Source organism: Mucilaginibacter ximonensis (assembly GCF_042686265.1).
GTDB classification, from domain to species: domain Bacteria; phylum Bacteroidota; class Bacteroidia; order Sphingobacteriales; family Sphingobacteriaceae; genus Mucilaginibacter; species Mucilaginibacter ximonensis.
Map to the genome: position 1 here is coordinate 190,601 of NZ_JBHUPD010000004.1, position 18,427 is coordinate 209,027.

Below are 18,427 nucleotides of genomic sequence, written 5' to 3' on the forward strand. Positions count from 1 at the left end.
CTTTTAAAGCAAAAAGCCGCTTAATAGCGGCTTTTTGCTACAGCTTACAGCACTGCAATATTTTATTCTTTTGTGGTTTCTTCCTTTTTGTCGCCAACCGCAGCCAGTACTGGTTTACCTATAACTTTGTAATTTCCATCGCCTTTTAAAATAGCTGCCAGTTGTTGTTTATCCTGCATGGTTTTTACCGCCTGGGCCAGCTCTTTATCGTATTTAAAAAAAGCTTCATAACGTCCTTTTTCAAAATAATAACGGCCGACAATCTCATTCTCTAATGTCTGTTTTATCTCTTCTTTATGCAGCTGCAAGTCGTTTTTCTTATTAGCGGCCATTTTGTTTTTCAGCGCTTCATATTCGGCTTGTATCTGGCTAAATTGTTTTTCTTTGGTAGCTTCTTGTTTCAGTGCTGCCAAAACCTTTTCTGAAGTAGTATTATAAGTGTAATTTTTATCGGCCAGGTATTTCACAAAGTCATCATACTCGGCATCAGTTAAAGCAAAATCTTTAGGGTCGGCAATTTTGGGATGCGACAAACGATATTTGGTAGCATAATCAAAAATGTAAAATTTACTGATAAGCGTTTGTGTAATATTAGCAAACAGATCGCGCTTAATAAAAATATCCGGGTAAATACCGCTGCCGTCGTATACTGACCGGCCGTCTTTAGTTTTAAACTCGTGTAATAACGAATCGGCTACTTTTAGTACCGTGCCATCATCTTTGCGGTGAGTATAGTCAAGCTCCTGGATACAACGGCCCGACGGAATATAATATTTAGCGATGGTGATTTTTACCAAACTGTTATAGGGTAGCGGGAATGTCTGCTGCACCAGGCCCTTACCATAACTACGCTGACCAATGATAATAGCGCGGTCCAGATCTTGCAGCGAGCCGGCAACAATTTCTGAAGCCGAGGCTGAACGGGAGTTAACCAATACTACCAGCGGCATATCGCCAGCCAGCGGAGCAGCTATAGTTTTATAGGTAAAGTTTTTTTCTTTTACTTTTCCTTTTTGCGATACCACCTCAACATCCTTAGGCACAAACAGATTAACTATTTTAACCGCTTCCTGTAAAATACCGCCGCCGTTTGAGCGAAGGTCGAGTATCATACCATTAGGATTGTTTTTTTTCAAGGCAATAAGCGCATCTGTAACCTCTTGGGCAGAGTTTTCCAAAAAGCGATCAAGCTTAATGTAGCCCATATTGCCGGCCACCATGCCATAATAAGAAACATTGGGCTGTTTTATTTCGTCGCGGATCAGGGTTTTCTCTACGGGTTTATCTTCGCCATCGCGTTTAAAAACCATTTTAACACCGGCGCCTTTTGAGCCTTTTAACAATGAGCTAACCTGCTCGCTGTTTTTGCCATCAAGCGTAATATCGTTGATTTTTAACACCTGGTCGCCAGGACGAACGTCTGCCTTCTGGGCCGGGAAGCCCTCAAATACGTTTGATACGTAAACTTTATTATCGCGTGCAAAAACGCCGGCCCCAATACCACCATATTGGGTGCTTACATAATGTAGCTTATAGTCTTCTATTTCAGATTCAGGTACAAACTCGGTGTATGGGTCAAGCCCCTCAAGCATAGCATCGGCACCGGTTTTTAAAAACTTAGCCGAGTTAATATCGTCAACATAATTAATATTAACTTCTTTATATAAGGATGCAAAAACTTCAAGGTTTTTGGATATCTGAAACAAATCATCGCTAAAACTCCAAATACCTGTGGCGAGCACAATTATACCTGCCGATATCAACAAACCTCTATACTTAACTGCTACACCCTTTTTCATCGAATAGATTTTCTTACTTTAAATATAAAGCTACAAAACTGTCAGTAAAATAATTAACTTATTTTACAGGCGATTATTGTCGATATTGACTAAAGCTTTTTTAAGTGTGAAAACCACGTACTCGCGATTTCTGTTTACAAGGTGCATCAAATTGGTAATCAAAGCTTCCTCCTGCCCCTCGGTATAATTTAATTGTGCATCGGTTAAATGATTGTACTTGCGCTGTAATTTAATTTTTACGCGCTCCCAGTCTTTGCTGCTGATGCTTATTTCTGCCATAGTAAAATAGTTTGCGGCAAAAATATAAAAATTATCAAGCATAGCCGAGCCAAAAAAATTGGTACGGCGATTGTTACGCCCATTTAACGGCACCCCTTAAACAAAAAAATGCCGATTATTAATTAAACATCTACATTATGAAAAAGTACTTATTAAGCGCAATGCTTGTTATAGCGGCCACAATTGGGGCTAAAGCGCAATTTAGCCTGGGTGTAAAAGGAGGCGTTAACTATTCCAGAATAAACTCAGACAATTTTCACGACAAATCAGTAGCCGGCTATCAGGCTGGCTTATTTGCCCGCTTTGGTGGCCCATTTTATGTACAACCCGAGCTTTATGTGAGTAGTACAGGCGGCAAATTTGACGCAAGCCAAAACGGTACCGATTACAGCGCCAAAGTTAAATTTACCAACCTTAATGTACCGCTGTTATTTGGTGGTTCATTTGGCGACAAAGACTTGAATTTCAGAATTATGGCCGGCCCTATTTATACTTATGTTATGGACAAAAACCAAAGTTTCTCCAATAACTTTACCGGTGCTTTCAATGATTTTGGTCATTACAGCAACAGCACTTTGGGCTACCAGGCCGGCGCAGGTGTTGATATCGGCCCTATCACTGCCGACTTACGTTACGAAGGTAATTTAACCAAAATTAGTCAAGACTACGGCCAACGCCAAAACCTGTGGGCATTGAGTGTGGGCTTTAAATTCTTTTAATACGTTAGGCGCATAACAGCGTATTAAGTAAGCGGCCATTATGTAACAATAATGGTCGCTTTTTTTGTTTTGAGGCGACATGTTGAATTTTTGGCTAAAATTGTATCATAAATATCACCCTTGCCTCTAATTCATGAGATTACGATTTACATTATCACTATTGTTTTTATCGGCGTTTTTTATGGCTGCCAATGCTCAGCCTGTTGACACGGCAAAAAACGCGGGCCAATTAGACACCTTAAAAATTGTTTATTTCGGGTCGTCAGTACCTTACGGCATTGGGGCTACCAAAAATTTCGGCTACACTTCAATGTTTACCAAAATACTGCAACAGCGTGCAGCCACAGGGGTGGGTAAAAATTGGACTACCGTAAACAAATCAATAGGTGGCGACAATACCATCAAACTTATGAAACGATGGCACCGCGACTTTGTATCTCAACATAGTAAATATGTGTTCATCGCATTATCGCTGGGCAATGAATTTGTTCATGAAAAAGGTTTGAGTATGTATGAGCAGTTTAAGGCTAACCTGCCTAAACTTATTACCATGGCCCGTGATAGCGGCTATGTGCCCGTAATCACCAACTGCTACACCCGTAACGACTTTAATGAAAGAGACTACTACTACACCAAACAAATGGACTTGTGGATACACACGCTGGATGTACCCTCTGTAAACCTATTAGGAAGTATTGATGATGGCAGCGGTAAATGGGCGGCAGGGTATTGGTATAATGATGGGCACCCCAATGATATGGGTCATCGTGAGCTATCGTATGCTATCGTCCCCTCGCTGTTTGACGCATTGAGTAATGGCAAGGCCCAACCAAAATGGATCGACGGTTCATCTGCAGAAATTGGCAAAGATAATAAGGGGGCTATCGTCTTTAAACCGGATAACATGGTACATTCATTTACCACTACCATCGCTGTAAAAGCCGACGGTAAGGGTCAGATCATGCAATTAAAGGATAGTTTAGACCACCTGGGTTTAATTACTATTAGCGATAAAGGTGTTGTTAAATACACCTCGCCGGTAAAAGATCAGATAATAGGTAATATTAAAATATCAGACCGTAAATGGCACAAAATTACGCTCACCCATTTTTATGCCCGCAGCGAAACAGCCTTATACTGCGACAGCCTCTTTCAGGGACATATTGACGAGCGACTGGTAATAAAAGAGCTCTCACTGGGCGGTAAGAAAGACAGTAATATAGAAGCCAAGAACTGGCTGTTTTACCGCGCTGGGATGAATATAGATGAAGTAAGGGCCTTGAATGAAAACACGCTGCTAAAATCAAGCCTTGAACTATATGCCCCGCTGGATGAAAAACATGTGTCATTAAAAGACGAACTGGCTAACATGGCACAAAGTACTGATATGCTGAGCAGGATGATGCAATAAAAGCAATATACACAGCCCTGCAGCCGCACATGGCCTCTATCATTTTTCCTGCTTTCGCCTGAATCTGTCCAGCTGACAGGCCACCGCTCGTTTTTGTCAGAGATTTTTTTTTCCTTTTTCGAGCGAGCAGAAATCGTTAAATCCTGTAATCCTCAAATCAAGGTTCAGACAGTCGCGTAAGCGATATGTTTGCTACTGTTCCAGATTCATCATTCAAAATTTCATGATTTGATATTCCAAAAGTTTTGATCGATTTCTAAACAGGTAAAAATAAGTAAGGCCCTCTGATGGGCAGGGGCCTTTACTAACCAATTATAAACCTAAATTATGAGAAGAGGCTGTAGGAGAAGGGGTCGAACCTTCACGGAGTGGTTATTCTTATTGCTAAGAGTTTCCCAGATTCTCCGCCACCGGGACAAGGAGGTGTGTCTGCCAAAAGTTTCACCATCCTACAGGATTGTATTAAGTCTTTAGTTCTGAGTCTGAAGTCTTGAGTCTTTTATCGACTCTGAACTTGAGACTCTGGACTTTCAGGCTCAATAGCTGTTGGGGAAGGATTCGAACCTCCACAGAGTAGTTAGTCAGTCTTGCGACTGATTTCCTATGATCTCTACCACCGGGACAAGGAGGTGTGTCTGCCAAAAATTTCACCACCCAACAGTGTTGTTGTTAATTGTTTTAAAGAACTTGTTAAGCTTCTTAGGTCCGTTTGCTTGTTACAAACATAATAGACTTATCAATTCCTTGCAAATATTTCAATAAAATAATTTTATTTTTATTTAAATTATAATTATACTTGTATTACAATACAGAAATTTAAATTTATGTCGCACAGAAAAGCTCAAAATTTAGAAATTGATAATCTTGACATCCAGATATTGTCAATATTAATGAAAAACGCTACCACCCCTTACACCGAAATTGCGAAAGAGTTAATCGTTTCAGGCGGAACTATCCATGTGCGGATGAAAAAATTAGAGGAAATGGGTGTAATTAAAGGCGCCAGTCTGGAGGTCGATCCGCAAAAACTGGGCTATGATATTACCGCATTTTTGGGGATATTCCTGGAGAAAGGATCGCAATACAACGACGCTGTTAAACAACTAAAAGCTGTAAAAGAGATTGTGGAGCTACATTATACCACCGGTAGCTACAGTATCTTCGCTAAAATTATTTGCCATGACACCGCTCACCTTCGCGAGGTATTGAACGAGCAAATTCAAGGTGTAAAAGGCATTCAACGTACCGAAACATTTATATCATTAGAAGAAAGCATAAGGAGACAAATCACTTTGGAGTAACTTTTACTTAACACTTTATTATAATGAAAGCCCGGCGTGTTTACGACGGGCTTTTTTGTTTATCGGCTATATCAGTTAGAACAAAATATCATTTCGACCAACGGGAGAAATCCATACATCCGTTGATATGCTGGTGTATAGATCTCTCGCTATGCTCGAGATGACATATTGTAGAATTGGATTGCAATTACTAAGACGTAAAGGCTACCAGCGCCTGCTCTATCCTATTAATAGTTTCATCCTTACCTAACAGTGCTGCGATATCAAACACATGCGGGCCAAACTTACCCCCCACCAGCATAATGCGGAATGGCAGCATTACGTCGCCAATTTTAAAACCCTTCTCTTCGGTCAGGGCTTTGAAGGCAGTTTCAGTATCGGCTGCAATCAGGGTTGGCGTTGCTTTTAGCTGTTCGATGAATGATTTGAAAAACGCTGTTTTCTCTTCCGTCCATTTTGGTGTTACGGCGTTGAGGTCGTATGCTGCCGGGATATGGAAGAAATATGATGATTGCTGATAGAAGTCAGGCAACAACACGCAACGATCTTTTATCAGATCGATGATAGTTAACAAGCGAGCATCGTCTGTTACATTAATACCTTTACCTGATAGTATTTCTTTAACTTTTGGTTGCAGGCTTTCGGCAGTTGCCTTTTTGATCCACTCTGCGTTGTACCATTTGGCTTTTTCGAAATCGAATCTCGCGCCCGATTTATTGATACGCTCGACAGAGAATTTCTCCACCAGTTCTTCCAGCGTAAATATCTCCTGGCCCGAGCCATCGTTCCAGCCCAACAGCGCCAGGAAGTTTACAAAAGCCTCCGGCAGGAAACCCATCCCATTGAAGCCCTGCGTTCCGTCCCAATCCAAAGCAAACACCGGGAAGCCCAGGCGGGCGCCATCGCGCTTGCTAAGTTTGCCGTGGCCATCGGGTTTCAATATCAGTGGCAAGTGAGCCCATTGTGGCATATCGGCTTTCCAGCCCAGGTACTCCCACAATAATAAATGTATAGGGGCTGATGGTAACCACTCCTCGCCCCGAAAGGCATGGGTAATCTTCATCAGATAATCATCAACCACAACCGCCAGATGGTAAGTCGGCATACCATCGGCCTTTAATAGAACTTTATCGTCAACTGTATTAGTTTCAAAAGTAACACGGCCACGAATCATATCAGTAAAACCAACACTTTGGTCGGCCGGTATTTTTATGCGGATAACATGCGGGGTATGATCGGCCAATAATTGGTCTACCTCATGCTGCGGTAATGACAGCGAGTTACGCAGTCCGTCGCGATATACCTGACCATATTGAAAATTGGGGATGTCTTTACGATATTTCTCCAGCTCTTCGGCGGTGTCAAAAGCATAGTAAGCGTGTCCCTGCATTACCAATTGCTCGGCATACTGGCGGTACAGGCTTTTGCGTTCGCTTTGGCGGTACGGAGCGTATTGACCAGGGTTAACCGGGCTTTCGTCAGGAGTAATGCCGCACCAGTTCAGGCAGTCAATAATGTATTGCTCGGCACCCTCAACGTAGCGGTTTTGGTCGGTATCCTCAATCCGTAACACAAACTCGCCGCCGTTTTGCTTAGCAAACAGGTAATTGAACAATGCGGTACGCACACCGCCTAAGTGCAAGCCACCGGTTGGGCTTGGTGCAAATCTTACTCTAACTCTTTTATCTGACATTTGCGGCAAAGATAGTATTAACGAGCAGAAAGCTAAAAGCAGAAAGGTTAAAGCTTTGTCATGTTTAAGACAGCGCTTAAATGCCAAGCTAAAAGACTAAAAATTTTAATTCCATTTAGCCTGCTTTCTGCTTTAGTCTTTCAGCATTTAGCTTATATTACTTTAAGCTTTAGACTTTCAGCGCAAAAAATGCGTTATTTGAGGCTGAGATGATTAATACCTACGAGAATAAACGGTTCTGGAAATACATTTTGCTTGCTTTTGCATTGGTTATAGCCGCCGGGTCGCTTATTTATACTAATTACCTGGTGCGAAATATTGCCCGTGCAGAGCGTACCCGCGCGCAGTTATGGGCACTGAGCATCAGGCAAAGCTTAACGTCAGACGATAATGATTTCCTTCCTTATGTATTAACCGTTAGGGACAGCCTGGCAGTACCGGCTATTGTAACTGACGAAAAAGGCGATATCAAGACCGTTCGCGGCTTAGATACCACCAAAACATATATTGATCTTCCTCCTGATATGCCCACTAATGGCAAAGCGCCGAAATACGACCCCGCATATTTTAAAGGCGAACTGGAGATCATGAAATCGCAGCATGAGCCTATTATTATTAATCTGCCGGGCCTGGGGCATGGTAATAATCTGGTCTATTACAAAGACTCGTCATTGCTAACGCAGTTAAAAATGTTCCCTTATGTGCAGCTTTCGGTAATTGCCGTGTTCCTAACCTTGGCTTACAGCACTTTTAACTCGTCGCGAAAATCTGAGCAAAACCAGGTTTGGGTGGGTTTGGCTAAGGAGACAGCACATCAACTGGGTACACCAATATCCTCGCTTATGGCCTGGCTTGAATTGCTGAAAGATAAATTTAACGCGGAGGAAGATCCGCTGGTGCTCGAAATGGAGAACGACGTGAAACGCCTGGAAATAGTGGCCGACCGTTTCTCAAAAATCGGTGCAAAACCAAAGCTGGAAGAACACTATGTCTATGACGTAGTGAAAGATTTTGTTGACTATTTTAAAGTGCGCGTAAGTGCAGCTATTAACTTTGAAGTAACCGGCGATAAAAATTTGGTTGCAGGACTTAACATCCCGCTGTTTGATTGGGTTATTGAAAACCTGCTTAAAAATGCAGTAAATGCTATTGAGGGTAAGGGTAGCATCAGGATAAATATTTCTGATAACAAAACAAAGGATTTAGTTTACATTGATGTTACAGACACTGGTAAAGGCATACCACGCTCTAAATTTGCTACCGTTTTTCAACCCGGTTATACTACGCGTAAGCGCGGCTGGGGTTTGGGCTTGTCGCTTACTAAACGTATTATGGAAAGTTACCATAACGGAAAGGTTTTTGTGCGCGACTCAGAAATAGGCAAGGGTACTACCTTTAGGATTATATTAAAAAGTATTAACGACCATGCATAAACCAGAACCGGCTGCTTACGAACACTATTATCGCGCGTATATTGAACTGGTTGATCAGGAACCTATTTTAGAAAAATTGGAAAGCCTGAAAAATTCAACATTTAAACTGCTGAGCAATTTGACGGATGAGCAAGCTAACCACGCTTATGCCCCGGGCAAATGGACGGTTAAGCAGCTTGCCGGCCACTTAATTGACGCTGAGCGCACATTTGCCTATCGTGCGTTTGCCTTTTCGCGCGGCCAGGCAGAACTGCCGGGCTTTGAAGAAAATATATATGTAGAACGTGCAAACTCAAACGACCGCCCGATACAAGATCTGGCGGCCGAACTTAAAACCCTGCGCGAAGCTAACTTGTACATGCTGCGCGCTATGACGCCCCAACAAATCGAAACTCACGGTATAGCTAACGGCCACCCCATACAGGTTAATACCATAGTTTATCAAATGGCCGGCCATGAGGTACATCACCTTAATTTATTGAGAGACCGTTACGGTATATACTAAAAAAGGCGCTCCTACCAACGGAGCGCCTTTTTAGGTATTAGGTAAATTTATTCGCCTGCCTGTCTCCTGTTTTCTTTAGTTTGGATATGATAGGCAAGATATAGTCCGGCACCGCCAAAAATCGCTATTAAAGAAAAGTAAATAGCCGGGAAATCGTCGTTATTTCTCGCAAATGGCAGCGTATTATCTAAAATGTACGCTATAAACAGCCCCAGGCCCGCCCCTATTAACAGAAGCCCCCAGGTAAGTATATTATTATGATTAATTTTCTTGTATTCGCCTGTACGCGGGTCCATGCCACGCTCTATCATGGCCATGCGTTCGCGGTTGCGCAGATAAAAGATACCGAATATCATAGCAAACATCCCGGTACATACTACCATGGGTATCATTACGGCTAATTGTTGTTGATCCATTTTTATTTAATTTTTAGTTAGTCAAAATTGTTGATACGTCTGTTACATCGATGTATTTGCAGGTTATGACTACTCTATTTTAAATGAGGTTACAGGTAATTTTGATTTTTTTATTTCGAGATTAATATTACAAAAATGCTATCATTCTGAGCGATAGCGAAGAATCTTATATTATAGAAAAGCCATGCGTTCATATCGCGCGCATAAGATTCTTCGCTTTCGCTCAGAATGACAGGCTTGGAAAAACGGGGTGACAAAGGAGTAAATTAATTATCTTTACATATCATGTAACCTAATCCTGGTTTGTGTAGTCAGAGGGCTAGTAACAATGCAGAGCAAGCTCACAGATATAGAACTGATCACCAAAATTATGGCGGGCGATCAGTCGGCTTACGCCGACCTGGTGAAACGGCACCAGCGTTTTGTGTTTACGCTGGCTCTTCGTTTTACTAAAAACCGCGAAGATGCTGAAGAAGTTGCGCAGGATTGTTTTATTAAAGCCTACCGGTCGCTGCATTCTTTTAAGAAAGAGTCCAAGTTTAGCACCTGGTTATATACTATAGTGTATACAACAGCCATGACGTCGTTACGCAAAAAGCGATTGGATACAGCGTCTATCGATGACGAGGGTACACATATACAGTTGGCGCAAGTCTCATCAGGTTATGAAGTTAATAACGCAGAGAACCGGTCCAGGTCGTTTTACCTTAACCAGGCCATTGAACAATTATCCGGGGATGATGCAGCTATCATCACCTTGTTTTATAAAGGAGAGCAATCTATCGAGGAGATAGCGCAAACACTAAATATTGAAACTAATAGCGTAAAAGTAAGATTATTCAGAGCGCGCCAGCGTTTAAAAGAAAAGCTGGAGCGTAATTTAAAACACGAAGTTAAAGAACTGATATGAGCAGCATTGAAGAAAAACTTTGGAACTATATTGACGGCACCTGCACGGCCGCCGACCGCGAGACTATAGAAAAACAAATAGCTGTTGACGACACCTTGCGCCTAAAATATGAAGAGCTACTGGCCATAAACTATGACATAGTGGCACATATTGAATTAGACGAGCCGCCTATGGCTTTCACTTATAATGTAATGGAGGTTATTGGTAAAGAATATGCCATTGAACATCCGCTCAAAACAAGGGTAAATAAAACGTTGATGGGTGCCATAGGGGGCTTCTTTACATTGAGTTTATTAGCAATCGCGATTATTTTTTTGGGAAACATACATTGGTCGGCCAATGTGTCAGCTGTTCAAAATACAACACAATTGCCCAACTTTAAAAACCTATTGTCAGGTAATGCGCTGAAGGCATTTTTATTTTTTGATACCGTGTTAATGTTGTTCCTGGTAGGCGAGTTTATGCGAAAACGCATTTCTTATAAACAATCGTAATTTATATTATACACTTTGATTTCTAAAAAGGACAATCGATTGTGTCAAACTGATGTCACTTCAGTATAAAAATTATATTTTTTAAAAAGTGTAGTAAAAGACCGGCAATATTGGTATAGTGTTTGCGTTAATGATTACAAGCTGGCAAACTTGCCAGTTTAATTGTGATAAGGTTTAGGTTGAATGCCCCCAAGAAGCAAGTTCGAAGGGGCATTTATTTTTTATACACTTTTCACCTTTTCACGTATCAATGGATTGACCAATAGCCCTAATAAAATTACCAGCAAACACCCTATTGGATTTAGCCATAAATAAGCCACCCAACCAAAATAACCCATTATACAAATTATAATTTCTGACACTACTGCAGCTATAAAAACTGCGGTGCCGCTTACTTTTTTTACATAAAACGCCACCACAAACACACCCAAAATAGTTCCGTAGATGTAAGAACCCAGTTGGTTTACGGCTTCCAGTAAATTCCCCATTTTGCCCGCGTAAAGTGCCATAGCAATACAAACCACCCCCCAAAAAATTGTAGCTAATCTTGAAACGAGTAAATATTTTTTATCAGAAGCCTCAGGGTTTACGCTGCGCTTATAAATATCCACTACCGTGGTTGAGGCCAGTGAATTTAAGGCGCTGGCTGTTGAGCCCATAGAGGCCAGGAACACTATCGCTATTAACAAGCCAATCAATCCCCGTGGCAAATAATGCGTCACAAAATTAAGGAACACATAATTGGTGTCGTCGGTATCGGCCTGTAAATTATTTTTTTTCATGAGGCCAATGCCTTCCTTACGGATATCAATAGTTGCGGCGTCGGCTTGTTTTAGGTTGGTTTGCGCTTGCGCGATGCGAGTTTGGTCGTGGCTGTCGAAGGCGGTCATTAACTCCCCTGCTTTTATTTTGCGTTGCTCAAAAGCATCAGCATATCTATTTTCCAGCGATTTATATTGGCCGGCATATTGGCTTTTTTGAACCTGCTTAACCTCGTACTGATTAAAAAACATAGGCGGTCGGTTAAACTGATAAAATGCAAAAACCAGGATACCGATTAAAAGGATACAAAATTGCATGGGTATTTTGATCAAACCATTCATGATCAAACCCATACGGCTCTGCCCTACCGAGCTGCCCGTCAAATACCGCCCTACCTGGCTTTGGTCTGTACCGAAATAGGAAAGCTGCAGAAAAAAGCCCCCGATAATACCGCTCCAGATGTTATAACGGTTAGACGGATCAAACTTCCAGTCGATGACGTTCATTTTGCCCATTTTGCCAGCCAGCTTCACGGCATGCATAAAACCTACATGATGCGGCAGCAACACCACTACTAAAACCCCGGCGGCAGACATTCCTAAAAAAATAATGCTCATTTGCAGCAGTTGGGTGTATGATACGGCTTTGGTACCGCCCAATACCGTATAAAAGGTAACCAATGCACCAATAAATATCGTAGTATAGGCGGTGTTAATATTCAGGATGATAGACAAGATGATAGCCGGCGCATAAATAGCAATGCCCGTAGACAGGCCGCGCTGCACCAGGAAAAGAGTGGCGGTCAAGGCACGCGTCTTTAAGTCAAACCGCTGCTCAAGAAACTCATAAGCAGTATAAACCTTCAGCTTATGAAATATGGGCACAAAGGTGATGCAAAGTACAATCATCGCCGGCGGCAAACCAAAATAAAACTGTACAAAGCGCATCCCGTCGCCGTAGGCCTGGCCCGGAGCTGAAAGAAAAGTAATGGCGCTGGCCTGTGTAGCCATTACCGAAAAGCCGATATGGTACCAGGATAAAGAGCGGCTGCCCACCAAATACTGGTCGATATTTTTATTGCTGCCGCTTTTCCAGAGCCCGTATACCACAATAAGCAGAATGGTAGCGGCAAGAACGATCCAGTCGGTTAAGCTCATTTAAAATAACTTGTAATGAGCGAAAAGATTATAATTAAAAAAACCAGCCATACGGCTACTATGCCGTAAAACTGGTTCCAGTTTTTTATAAATGAAGGTAGCTCAGAATCAGGCCTCTTCACTGCTCTTAGCCAATACATTTACAAAGAAGGCCGCAGTCAAAAATCCTAAAATAGCACCAACAATAACCCATTTAAAACCAACGCCTATAACAGCGCCAACAAAAATGCCGCTCAAAATAGCTACCAGGTAATAAATGTAGTTTAAGTCTTTATCTGATTGTGGGTGTTTGCTCATGATCTTTTTATGTTCAGTGACTGCAAAAGTAATTGATTATATAATGCATAGCAATAGGTTCGTGAAATATTGTGGCCGCATGGTTGATACAATTGTTCTTAAGTACATCATTAATTAATAGCGATAGTTAATTATGGTAATATTTTCTCTGCCAGCTCTGTCCAATTGCTCAAATCTTAGTCGTCATTAAAACAATACTTAAACACTATTGTTATTTTGATTAAATCAATCGATTGATTAATTTTTTATACTTGAATATCAATGAGTTACAAATTTAACACAAAAATAATTTTTAAATAATCAATCGATTGATTAATTTTGTGGTGTTAAAAGATTATGGACAAAGATAAAATTGATAAGAAGGACCACATTCTGGATGTAGCAGAGCGCGTATTTTCAGAAAAAGGCTTTGACGGCGCATCAACCCGATTGATATCAGGTGAGGCCGGCGTAAATATGGCCATGCTCAACTATTATTTCGGCTCGAAAGAAGGTTTGTTCCTGGCAGTGTTTCAACGTAAGATCGCGTCTTTTCAAAATATTCTGCAAAACCTGGGCAATGATGAAACTATAAGCGCCTGGGCCAAAATGGAACAATATATTGAAATGTATGGCGATAAGGTGGTGAATAACAACTGTTTCCAAAAACTTTTATACCAGGAAATGGGTATGAATAGAGGGAACGATCTGTCAGACAAACTGCGCGACATGTTATTAAAAAACGTTACCGAGCTTACTAAAATACTGAATGAAGGTGTAGCCAGCGGCGAGTTTAAAAAAGATATCGACATAGCCATGGTAATAGCTACCCTTTACGGGACGAAAAATTATATCATTAACACGCCTATGATGGCAGAGCCTTTACTGGGTTACGACATCACCGACGAAAAAATGATAGAAACCAGATTGAAGCCGCAGATTAAAAGCTTCATGAAAACTCTATTAAAAGCATACCTAATCAACTAAGCAACTATGAATATACAATTTAATACATCTCACAAACTACATCTTTGCAAGATCCCGGTTTTAGCCATCGTGTTATCGATATTGCTGATGTCGTTGGTTTCAAAAAGAGCATCGGCTCAGGACAGACCAATTACATTGGACGAGGCTATTAAGCTTGGTATTGCAAACAGTAAGAACTTAAAACTTGCACAATCAAAAATTGACGAAGCGGTTTCGCAGTATAACCAGGTTAAAGACAACGTATTGCCAACCGGTTCAGTAAGTCTGGCTTACAATCGTGCCGAGATTCCGTACAACCATCTTAATTTTGGTAAAGACGGCATTAACCTGCCAAGCAGTGCTAACGCCTACTTAGGTATTGCCTCACTGAATGAAACTATCTTTGCAGGTGGTAAACTCAGGTATGCGCAGCAATCAAACCAGATATTAACAGATATTTCTCGTTTAGATGCTGATAAAGACCGCGACCAGATTACTTACGAGATCATTAGTGCTTATTATAACCTGTACAAGGTATTACAAAGCCAAAAGGTAATTAAGCAAAATCTGGAGACTATTGATGCGCAGATACACCAGTCGCAGCGCTTTTTTGAGCAGGGTTTGGTTACCAAAAATGACGTATTGCGTTTTCAATTGCAACGTTCAAATGTCGAGCTGACCGGCATTGACCTGGAAAACAACCGCAAGGTGATTAATTTTGACCTGAACATTTTGTTGGGCCTGCCTGAAACCACGCAACTGTCAATCGCAGAAATAAATGGTAGCAATACAGAATTAGCGCCGCTTAACAACTACATTGAAACCGCGCTGGCTAATCGTCAGGAAATTAAGCAGCTTGATCTTCGCGACAAATATGCCGAAACCAACATTAAAAACATCAATGCTAATATCAAACCAACTTTGGCAGCATCGTTAGGTGGTTATTATGTTGACGTTTCAGGCAACCCGATACCTAAGGTTGGTAACTTTATTACACCGGTAACTATTGGCTTAACCGCTTCATGGAAATTCAGCAACCTGTGGACCAATAAAAACAAAGTATCTGAGGCACGCATTCAGCGAGATGAGGTAGCTATAAACAAAGGTATCGCCATTGACAATATTAAAAACGAGGTGAACCAAAACTACCACGCTTACCAAACGGCTTTAGATAAAATCAGGCTGTTGCAAACATCAATTGAGCAAGCAGGCGAAAACAATAACATTTTAGCATCTAAATACAAAAGCAATATCGCATCAGCTACTGACAGAGCGGATGCCGAGACCCTACTCTACCAGGCACAAATTAATTTGGAATTGGCTAAAGCCGATGCCGGATTAGCGTACTACACCCTACTGAAATCAACCGGAAAACTTAACAAATAACACTACAACACTTACATAAAATGGCAAAGCAAGACACAAACGAAACACCAGCAAAAAAACCTAACAAAGTACTTCCTATTATATTAGGCGTACTGCTTTTAGGCGGCTTAATTTTTGGTGTAAAAGAATACATATACTACGGCAAACACGTTGATACTGACGACGCTCAGGTTGACGGCGACATTAGCCCGGTAGTAGCACGCGTAGGCGGCTATGTTGACAGCATTTACTTTGAAGATAACCAGCATGTTAACAAAGACCAGGTACTGGTTAAAATTGACCCACGCGACTATAAAGTAAAATTAGAACAGGCATTAGCAGCGCAGGTTGGCGCCAACGCGAGCACCAGCGTTACACAGTCGCAAATATCAAGCACTGCTTCAAACTCTGCAGTGGCAAGGGCGGGCGTTGTATCGGCTCAGGCCCGTTTAGACAAAGTTCAAAAAGACTACCAGCGTTATGCTAACCTGGTGAAAGACGGTTCTATTACCCAACAACAGTTTGATCAGGCTAAATCTGACCTGGAAGTTGCTCAGGCTAACCTGGCCGCAGCGAAAGACCAATATCAGGCAGCTTTACAACAGGTAGGTACTACCCGCGACCAGTTAAAGGTGAGCAACACCGGTGTTAACCAGCGCCAGGTTGATGTTGACTACGCCAAACTGCAACTAAGCTATACTGACGTAAAGGCTCCTGCAAGCGGTGTTGCATCTAAAAAGAATGTACAGTTGGGCCAATTGGTACAGGCAGGTCAAACCCTGTTTTCAATTGTTAATGACAACAGTATTTATATAACAGCTAATTTTAAAGAAACTCAGTTAGAGAAAATTAAAAACGGTTTGAAAGTTAATGTGGAGGTTGATGCTTACCCTGATCTGAAAGTTGAGGGCACAGTTTACAACTTCTCTCCTGCTACCGGCGCTAAATTTTCATTACTACCTCCGGATAACGCAACCGGTAACTTTGTAAAAGTAGTACAACGGGTACCTGTTAAAATTAAGATCAACGCTTCAAAAGACGTTTTAGATAAACTGCGCCCGGGTATGAGCGTAAACGTATCGGTTATAACTCAGGACTAATTTAGTCTTTGAGTCCTGAGTCTCGAGCCTGGGAGTCTGAAGTCTTTGGTAAAACTTATGTTTTCTCGAGACTTTGGACTCAAGACTCCCGACTAAAAGAGACTATCCTAAAATAAAACATTAATTAAAATGGCTGAAACTGGCTTTAAAAAATGGATCATTACAATCACGGTTATCGTAGCTTCATTACTGGAGCTTATTGATACCACGATTGTAAACGTATCCCTGCCAACCATACAAGGTAATCTGGGCGCCACCCTCACTGACGTGGCCTGGGTAGTTACCGGTTATGCGGTGGCAAACGTAATTATATTGCCCATGTCGGGCTGGTTAGGCAGCCGGTTTGGGCGTAAACAATATTTCATAGCATCTATCATTATTTTTACCATAGCCTCGTTTTTATGCGGTAACGCCACAGGCTTAAGCGAATTGGTGGTATTTCGTATTCTGCAAGGTTTGGCAGGTGGTGGTTTGATTTCAACCTCACAGGCTATCCTGGTTGAAACCTGGCCGCGTGAGCAAATAGGTACTGCAACAGCACTTTTTGGCTTAGGCGCCGTTGTTGGTCCTACCGTAGGCCCTACCATTGGCGGTTACATTACCGATCACTTTTCATGGCGCTGGATATTTTATGTAAACATTCCGGTAGGTGCATTAGCGGCCTTCTTTGCTTACACTTTTGTTAGAGAAACGCCTAAGGAGGCTAAGGGTAAGCCTATAGATTGGTGGGGCATTTTACTACTGGCTATTGCCGTAGGTAGTTTGCAAACCATTCTGGAAAAAGGCGAGGACGAAGATTGGTTTGCCAAAACCTACATCCTGGTGCTTACCATCACCGCAATATTGGGTGTGTTGCTGTTCATATGGCGAGAATTGAGCATTGATTACCCGATAGTAAACTTTGGTATCCTGCGTCACCGTAGTTTTTCGGTGGGTATGTTTACCTCGTTTGTTTTGGGTTTTGGTTTATATGGTTCAGTATTTGTGTTCCCGGTGTTTTGTCAAAACCTGCTTGGGTTTTCGGCCCAGCAAACGGGCGAGCTGCTGTTCCCGGGCGGTATGTGCACCATTGTGATGATGCCTTTTATCGGCAAGATGCTTAACAAAGGTATTCCGGCGCAATTTATGGCCACGGCGGGCATGTTCTTGTTCTTTGTGTTTACTACCATGCTGAGCAACTCAACGCTGGGTACGGGCCAAAAAGATGTGTTGATACCGCTGCTAATCCGTGGTGTAGGTATGGCTTTATTGTTCGTACCGCTAACCACATTGGCTATCGCCGACCTTAAAGGCCCGGAACTAGGCCAGGGTACCGGTTTAAATAATATGATGCGTCAATTAGGCGGTTCGTTCGGTATTGCGGTATTAACTACCATTATACATATTCGTACAGCTACGCACCGCAACAATTTGCTGAATTATATCAACCCTTACAATAATGCCTTTAATGAGCGGCTTCATATGTTGGAGCAAGCGTTTTTGGCTAAAGGTAAATCAGCTATTGATGCCTTGCATATGGCCTATGCTGCAATTGAAGGTACCGTTACCCGCCAATCGTTATTATTAACTTATGATGACGCCTACTATATATCGGGCCTGGTGATGCTATTTTCGATACCGTTGCTTTATCTGCAGCCATTTAAAAAGAATGTAAAAGCGCCAACTGACGTGCACTAAAAAACAAAAGCCGTCCCTCAATGAGGGGCGGCTTTCTTTTCACAAAAAAAATTAACAATTAAAATTTTGGTATTGCACCTTCGCTTGCAGCAACCAGCACTATAAAAGTGCATCCGGCAATACCTGTTTAAATCTTAGCCATAAATTTAGGAGTTTTTGATTAA

Annotated in this window: 17 protein-coding genes and 1 tRNA gene; 11 read left to right on the forward strand and 7 right to left on the reverse strand. The window is 41.8% G+C overall.

The window, feature by feature from the left end; all coding sequences use genetic code 11:
* Nucleotides 1-62: 62 nt before the first annotated feature.
* A complete protein-coding gene (locus tag ACFS5N_RS17945; RefSeq protein ID WP_377188925.1) occupies nt 63-1,799 on the reverse strand; it encodes a S41 family peptidase in 1,737 nt (578 codons plus the stop codon).
* 63 nt (nt 1,800-1,862) lie between these two features.
* On the reverse strand, nt 1,863-2,078 hold the full coding sequence (locus tag ACFS5N_RS17950) for a hypothetical protein (protein ID WP_377188928.1): 216 nt from the start codon (nt 2,076-2,078) through the stop codon (nt 1,863-1,865).
* Between the two features lie 137 nt (nt 2,079-2,215).
* Between ACFS5N_RS17950 and ACFS5N_RS17955 the strand changes: the two genes are divergently transcribed.
* Nucleotides 2,216-2,797, forward strand: a complete 582-nt coding sequence (locus ACFS5N_RS17955) for a porin family protein (protein WP_377188930.1) — start codon at nt 2,216-2,218, stop codon at nt 2,795-2,797.
* A gap of 133 nt (nt 2,798-2,930) precedes the next feature.
* Nucleotides 2,931-4,208, forward strand: a complete 1,278-nt coding sequence (locus ACFS5N_RS17960; RefSeq protein WP_377188933.1) for an SGNH/GDSL hydrolase family protein — start codon at nt 2,931-2,933, stop codon at nt 4,206-4,208.
* A gap of 543 nt (nt 4,209-4,751) precedes the next feature.
* Here the strand turns inward: ACFS5N_RS17960 and ACFS5N_RS17965 are convergent.
* Nucleotides 4,752-4,868: transfer RNA gene (locus ACFS5N_RS17965), tRNA-Asp, on the reverse strand.
* Between the two features lie 164 nt (nt 4,869-5,032).
* Between ACFS5N_RS17965 and ACFS5N_RS17970 the strand changes: the two genes are divergently transcribed.
* Nucleotides 5,033-5,509, forward strand: a complete 477-nt coding sequence (locus ACFS5N_RS17970; protein WP_144248404.1) for an Lrp/AsnC ligand binding domain-containing protein — start codon at nt 5,033-5,035, stop codon at nt 5,507-5,509.
* A 190-nt stretch (nt 5,510-5,699) separates the two neighbouring features.
* On the opposite strand, the gene gltX is transcribed toward ACFS5N_RS17970, so the two are convergent.
* On the reverse strand, nt 5,700-7,202 hold the full coding sequence (gltX, locus tag ACFS5N_RS17975) for a glutamate--tRNA ligase (protein ID WP_377188937.1): 1,503 nt from the start codon (nt 7,200-7,202) through the stop codon (nt 5,700-5,702).
* Nucleotides 7,203-7,414: 212 nt separating this feature from the next.
* Between gltX and ACFS5N_RS17980 the strand changes: the two genes are divergently transcribed.
* Nucleotides 7,415-8,635, forward strand: a complete 1,221-nt coding sequence (locus ACFS5N_RS17980) for a sensor histidine kinase (protein ID WP_377189883.1) — start codon at nt 7,415-7,417, stop codon at nt 8,633-8,635.
* A complete protein-coding gene (locus ACFS5N_RS17985) occupies nt 8,628-9,140 on the forward strand; it encodes a DinB family protein (protein ID WP_377188940.1) in 513 nt (170 codons plus the stop codon). Before ACFS5N_RS17980 ends, ACFS5N_RS17985 begins: the two co-directional genes overlap by 8 nt.
* Before the next feature lie 47 nt (nt 9,141-9,187).
* On the opposite strand, the gene ACFS5N_RS17990 is transcribed toward ACFS5N_RS17985, so the two are convergent.
* Nucleotides 9,188-9,556, reverse strand: a complete 369-nt coding sequence (locus ACFS5N_RS17990; RefSeq protein WP_377188943.1) for a DUF6249 domain-containing protein — start codon at nt 9,554-9,556, stop codon at nt 9,188-9,190.
* A 328-nt stretch (nt 9,557-9,884) separates the two neighbouring features.
* On the opposite strand from ACFS5N_RS17990, the gene ACFS5N_RS17995 reads away from it, so the two are divergent.
* The gene (locus ACFS5N_RS17995) at nt 9,885-10,466 is read left to right on the forward strand and encodes an RNA polymerase sigma factor (protein ID WP_377188946.1); all 582 of its coding nucleotides are present in this window, start codon (nt 9,885-9,887) and stop codon (nt 10,464-10,466) included.
* Nucleotides 10,463-10,960: a hypothetical protein gene (locus tag ACFS5N_RS18000; protein ID WP_377188949.1), complete on the forward strand. Its 498-nt coding sequence runs from the start codon at nt 10,463-10,465 to the stop codon at nt 10,958-10,960. Before ACFS5N_RS17995 ends, ACFS5N_RS18000 begins: the two co-directional genes overlap by 4 nt.
* A 221-nt stretch (nt 10,961-11,181) precedes the next feature.
* Here ACFS5N_RS18000 and ACFS5N_RS18005 read toward each other — a convergent pair whose 3' ends face one another.
* Together ACFS5N_RS18005 and ACFS5N_RS18010 are read right to left on the reverse strand one after the other, a co-directional pair.
* Nucleotides 11,182-12,879: a sodium:solute symporter gene (locus ACFS5N_RS18005; RefSeq protein ID WP_377188952.1), complete on the reverse strand. Its 1,698-nt coding sequence runs from the start codon at nt 12,877-12,879 to the stop codon at nt 11,182-11,184.
* A 108-nt stretch (nt 12,880-12,987) separates the two neighbouring features.
* Nucleotides 12,988-13,176 carry a hypothetical protein gene (locus ACFS5N_RS18010; RefSeq protein ID WP_377188955.1) on the reverse strand — a complete coding sequence of 63 codons (189 nt, stop codon included), beginning with the start codon at nt 13,174-13,176 and terminating at the stop codon, nt 12,988-12,990.
* Between the two features lie 336 nt (nt 13,177-13,512).
* Between ACFS5N_RS18010 and ACFS5N_RS18015 the strand changes: the two genes are divergently transcribed.
* The 4 genes from ACFS5N_RS18015 (at nt 13,513) to ACFS5N_RS18030 (ending at nt 18,263) form a co-directional block, all read left to right on the forward strand.
* Nucleotides 13,513-14,142 carry a TetR/AcrR family transcriptional regulator gene (locus tag ACFS5N_RS18015; protein ID WP_377188958.1) on the forward strand — a complete coding sequence of 210 codons (630 nt, stop codon included), beginning with the start codon at nt 13,513-13,515 and terminating at the stop codon, nt 14,140-14,142.
* 6 nt (nt 14,143-14,148) lie between these two features.
* Nucleotides 14,149-15,507 carry a TolC family protein gene (locus tag ACFS5N_RS18020; protein ID WP_377188961.1) on the forward strand — a complete coding sequence of 453 codons (1,359 nt, stop codon included), beginning with the start codon at nt 14,149-14,151 and terminating at the stop codon, nt 15,505-15,507.
* Between the two features lie 20 nt (nt 15,508-15,527).
* Nucleotides 15,528-16,586 (forward strand): HlyD family secretion protein, encoded by a 1,059-nt coding sequence (locus ACFS5N_RS18025; protein ID WP_377188964.1) that lies wholly within the window; start codon nt 15,528-15,530, stop codon nt 16,584-16,586.
* Nucleotides 16,587-16,715: 129 nt separating this feature from the next.
* Nucleotides 16,716-18,263 (forward strand): DHA2 family efflux MFS transporter permease subunit, encoded by a 1,548-nt coding sequence (locus ACFS5N_RS18030; RefSeq protein WP_377188967.1) that lies wholly within the window; start codon nt 16,716-16,718, stop codon nt 18,261-18,263.
* Nucleotides 18,264-18,427 lie beyond the last annotated feature (164 nt).

Coding starts and splice junctions, on each gene's coding strand:
- ACFS5N_RS17945 (WP_377188925.1), bottom strand. CDS start 1,799: ATGAAAAAGGGTGTAGCAGTTAAGTATAGAGGTTTGTTGATATCGGCA.
- ACFS5N_RS17950 (WP_377188928.1), bottom strand. CDS start 2,078: ATGGCAGAAATAAGCATCAGCAGCAAAGACTGGGAGCGCGTAAAAATT.
- ACFS5N_RS17955 (WP_377188930.1), top strand. CDS start 2,216: ATGAAAAAGTACTTATTAAGCGCAATGCTTGTTATAGCGGCCACAATT.
- ACFS5N_RS17960 (WP_377188933.1), top strand. CDS start 2,931: ATGAGATTACGATTTACATTATCACTATTGTTTTTATCGGCGTTTTTT.
- ACFS5N_RS17970 (WP_144248404.1), top strand. CDS start 5,033: ATGTCGCACAGAAAAGCTCAAAATTTAGAAATTGATAATCTTGACATC.
- gltX (WP_377188937.1), bottom strand. CDS start 7,202: ATGTCAGATAAAAGAGTTAGAGTAAGATTTGCACCAAGCCCAACCGGT.
- ACFS5N_RS17985 (WP_377188940.1), top strand. CDS start 8,628: ATGCATAAACCAGAACCGGCTGCTTACGAACACTATTATCGCGCGTAT.
- ACFS5N_RS17990 (WP_377188943.1), bottom strand. CDS start 9,556: ATGGATCAACAACAATTAGCCGTAATGATACCCATGGTAGTATGTACC.
- ACFS5N_RS17995 (WP_377188946.1), top strand. CDS start 9,885: ATGCAGAGCAAGCTCACAGATATAGAACTGATCACCAAAATTATGGCG.
- ACFS5N_RS18000 (WP_377188949.1), top strand. CDS start 10,463: ATGAGCAGCATTGAAGAAAAACTTTGGAACTATATTGACGGCACCTGC.
- ACFS5N_RS18005 (WP_377188952.1), bottom strand. CDS start 12,879: ATGAGCTTAACCGACTGGATCGTTCTTGCCGCTACCATTCTGCTTATT.
- ACFS5N_RS18010 (WP_377188955.1), bottom strand. CDS start 13,176: ATGAGCAAACACCCACAATCAGATAAAGACTTAAACTACATTTATTAC.
- ACFS5N_RS18015 (WP_377188958.1), top strand. CDS start 13,513: ATGGACAAAGATAAAATTGATAAGAAGGACCACATTCTGGATGTAGCA.
- ACFS5N_RS18020 (WP_377188961.1), top strand. CDS start 14,149: ATGAATATACAATTTAATACATCTCACAAACTACATCTTTGCAAGATC.
- ACFS5N_RS18025 (WP_377188964.1), top strand. CDS start 15,528: ATGGCAAAGCAAGACACAAACGAAACACCAGCAAAAAAACCTAACAAA.
- ACFS5N_RS18030 (WP_377188967.1), top strand. CDS start 16,716: ATGGCTGAAACTGGCTTTAAAAAATGGATCATTACAATCACGGTTATC.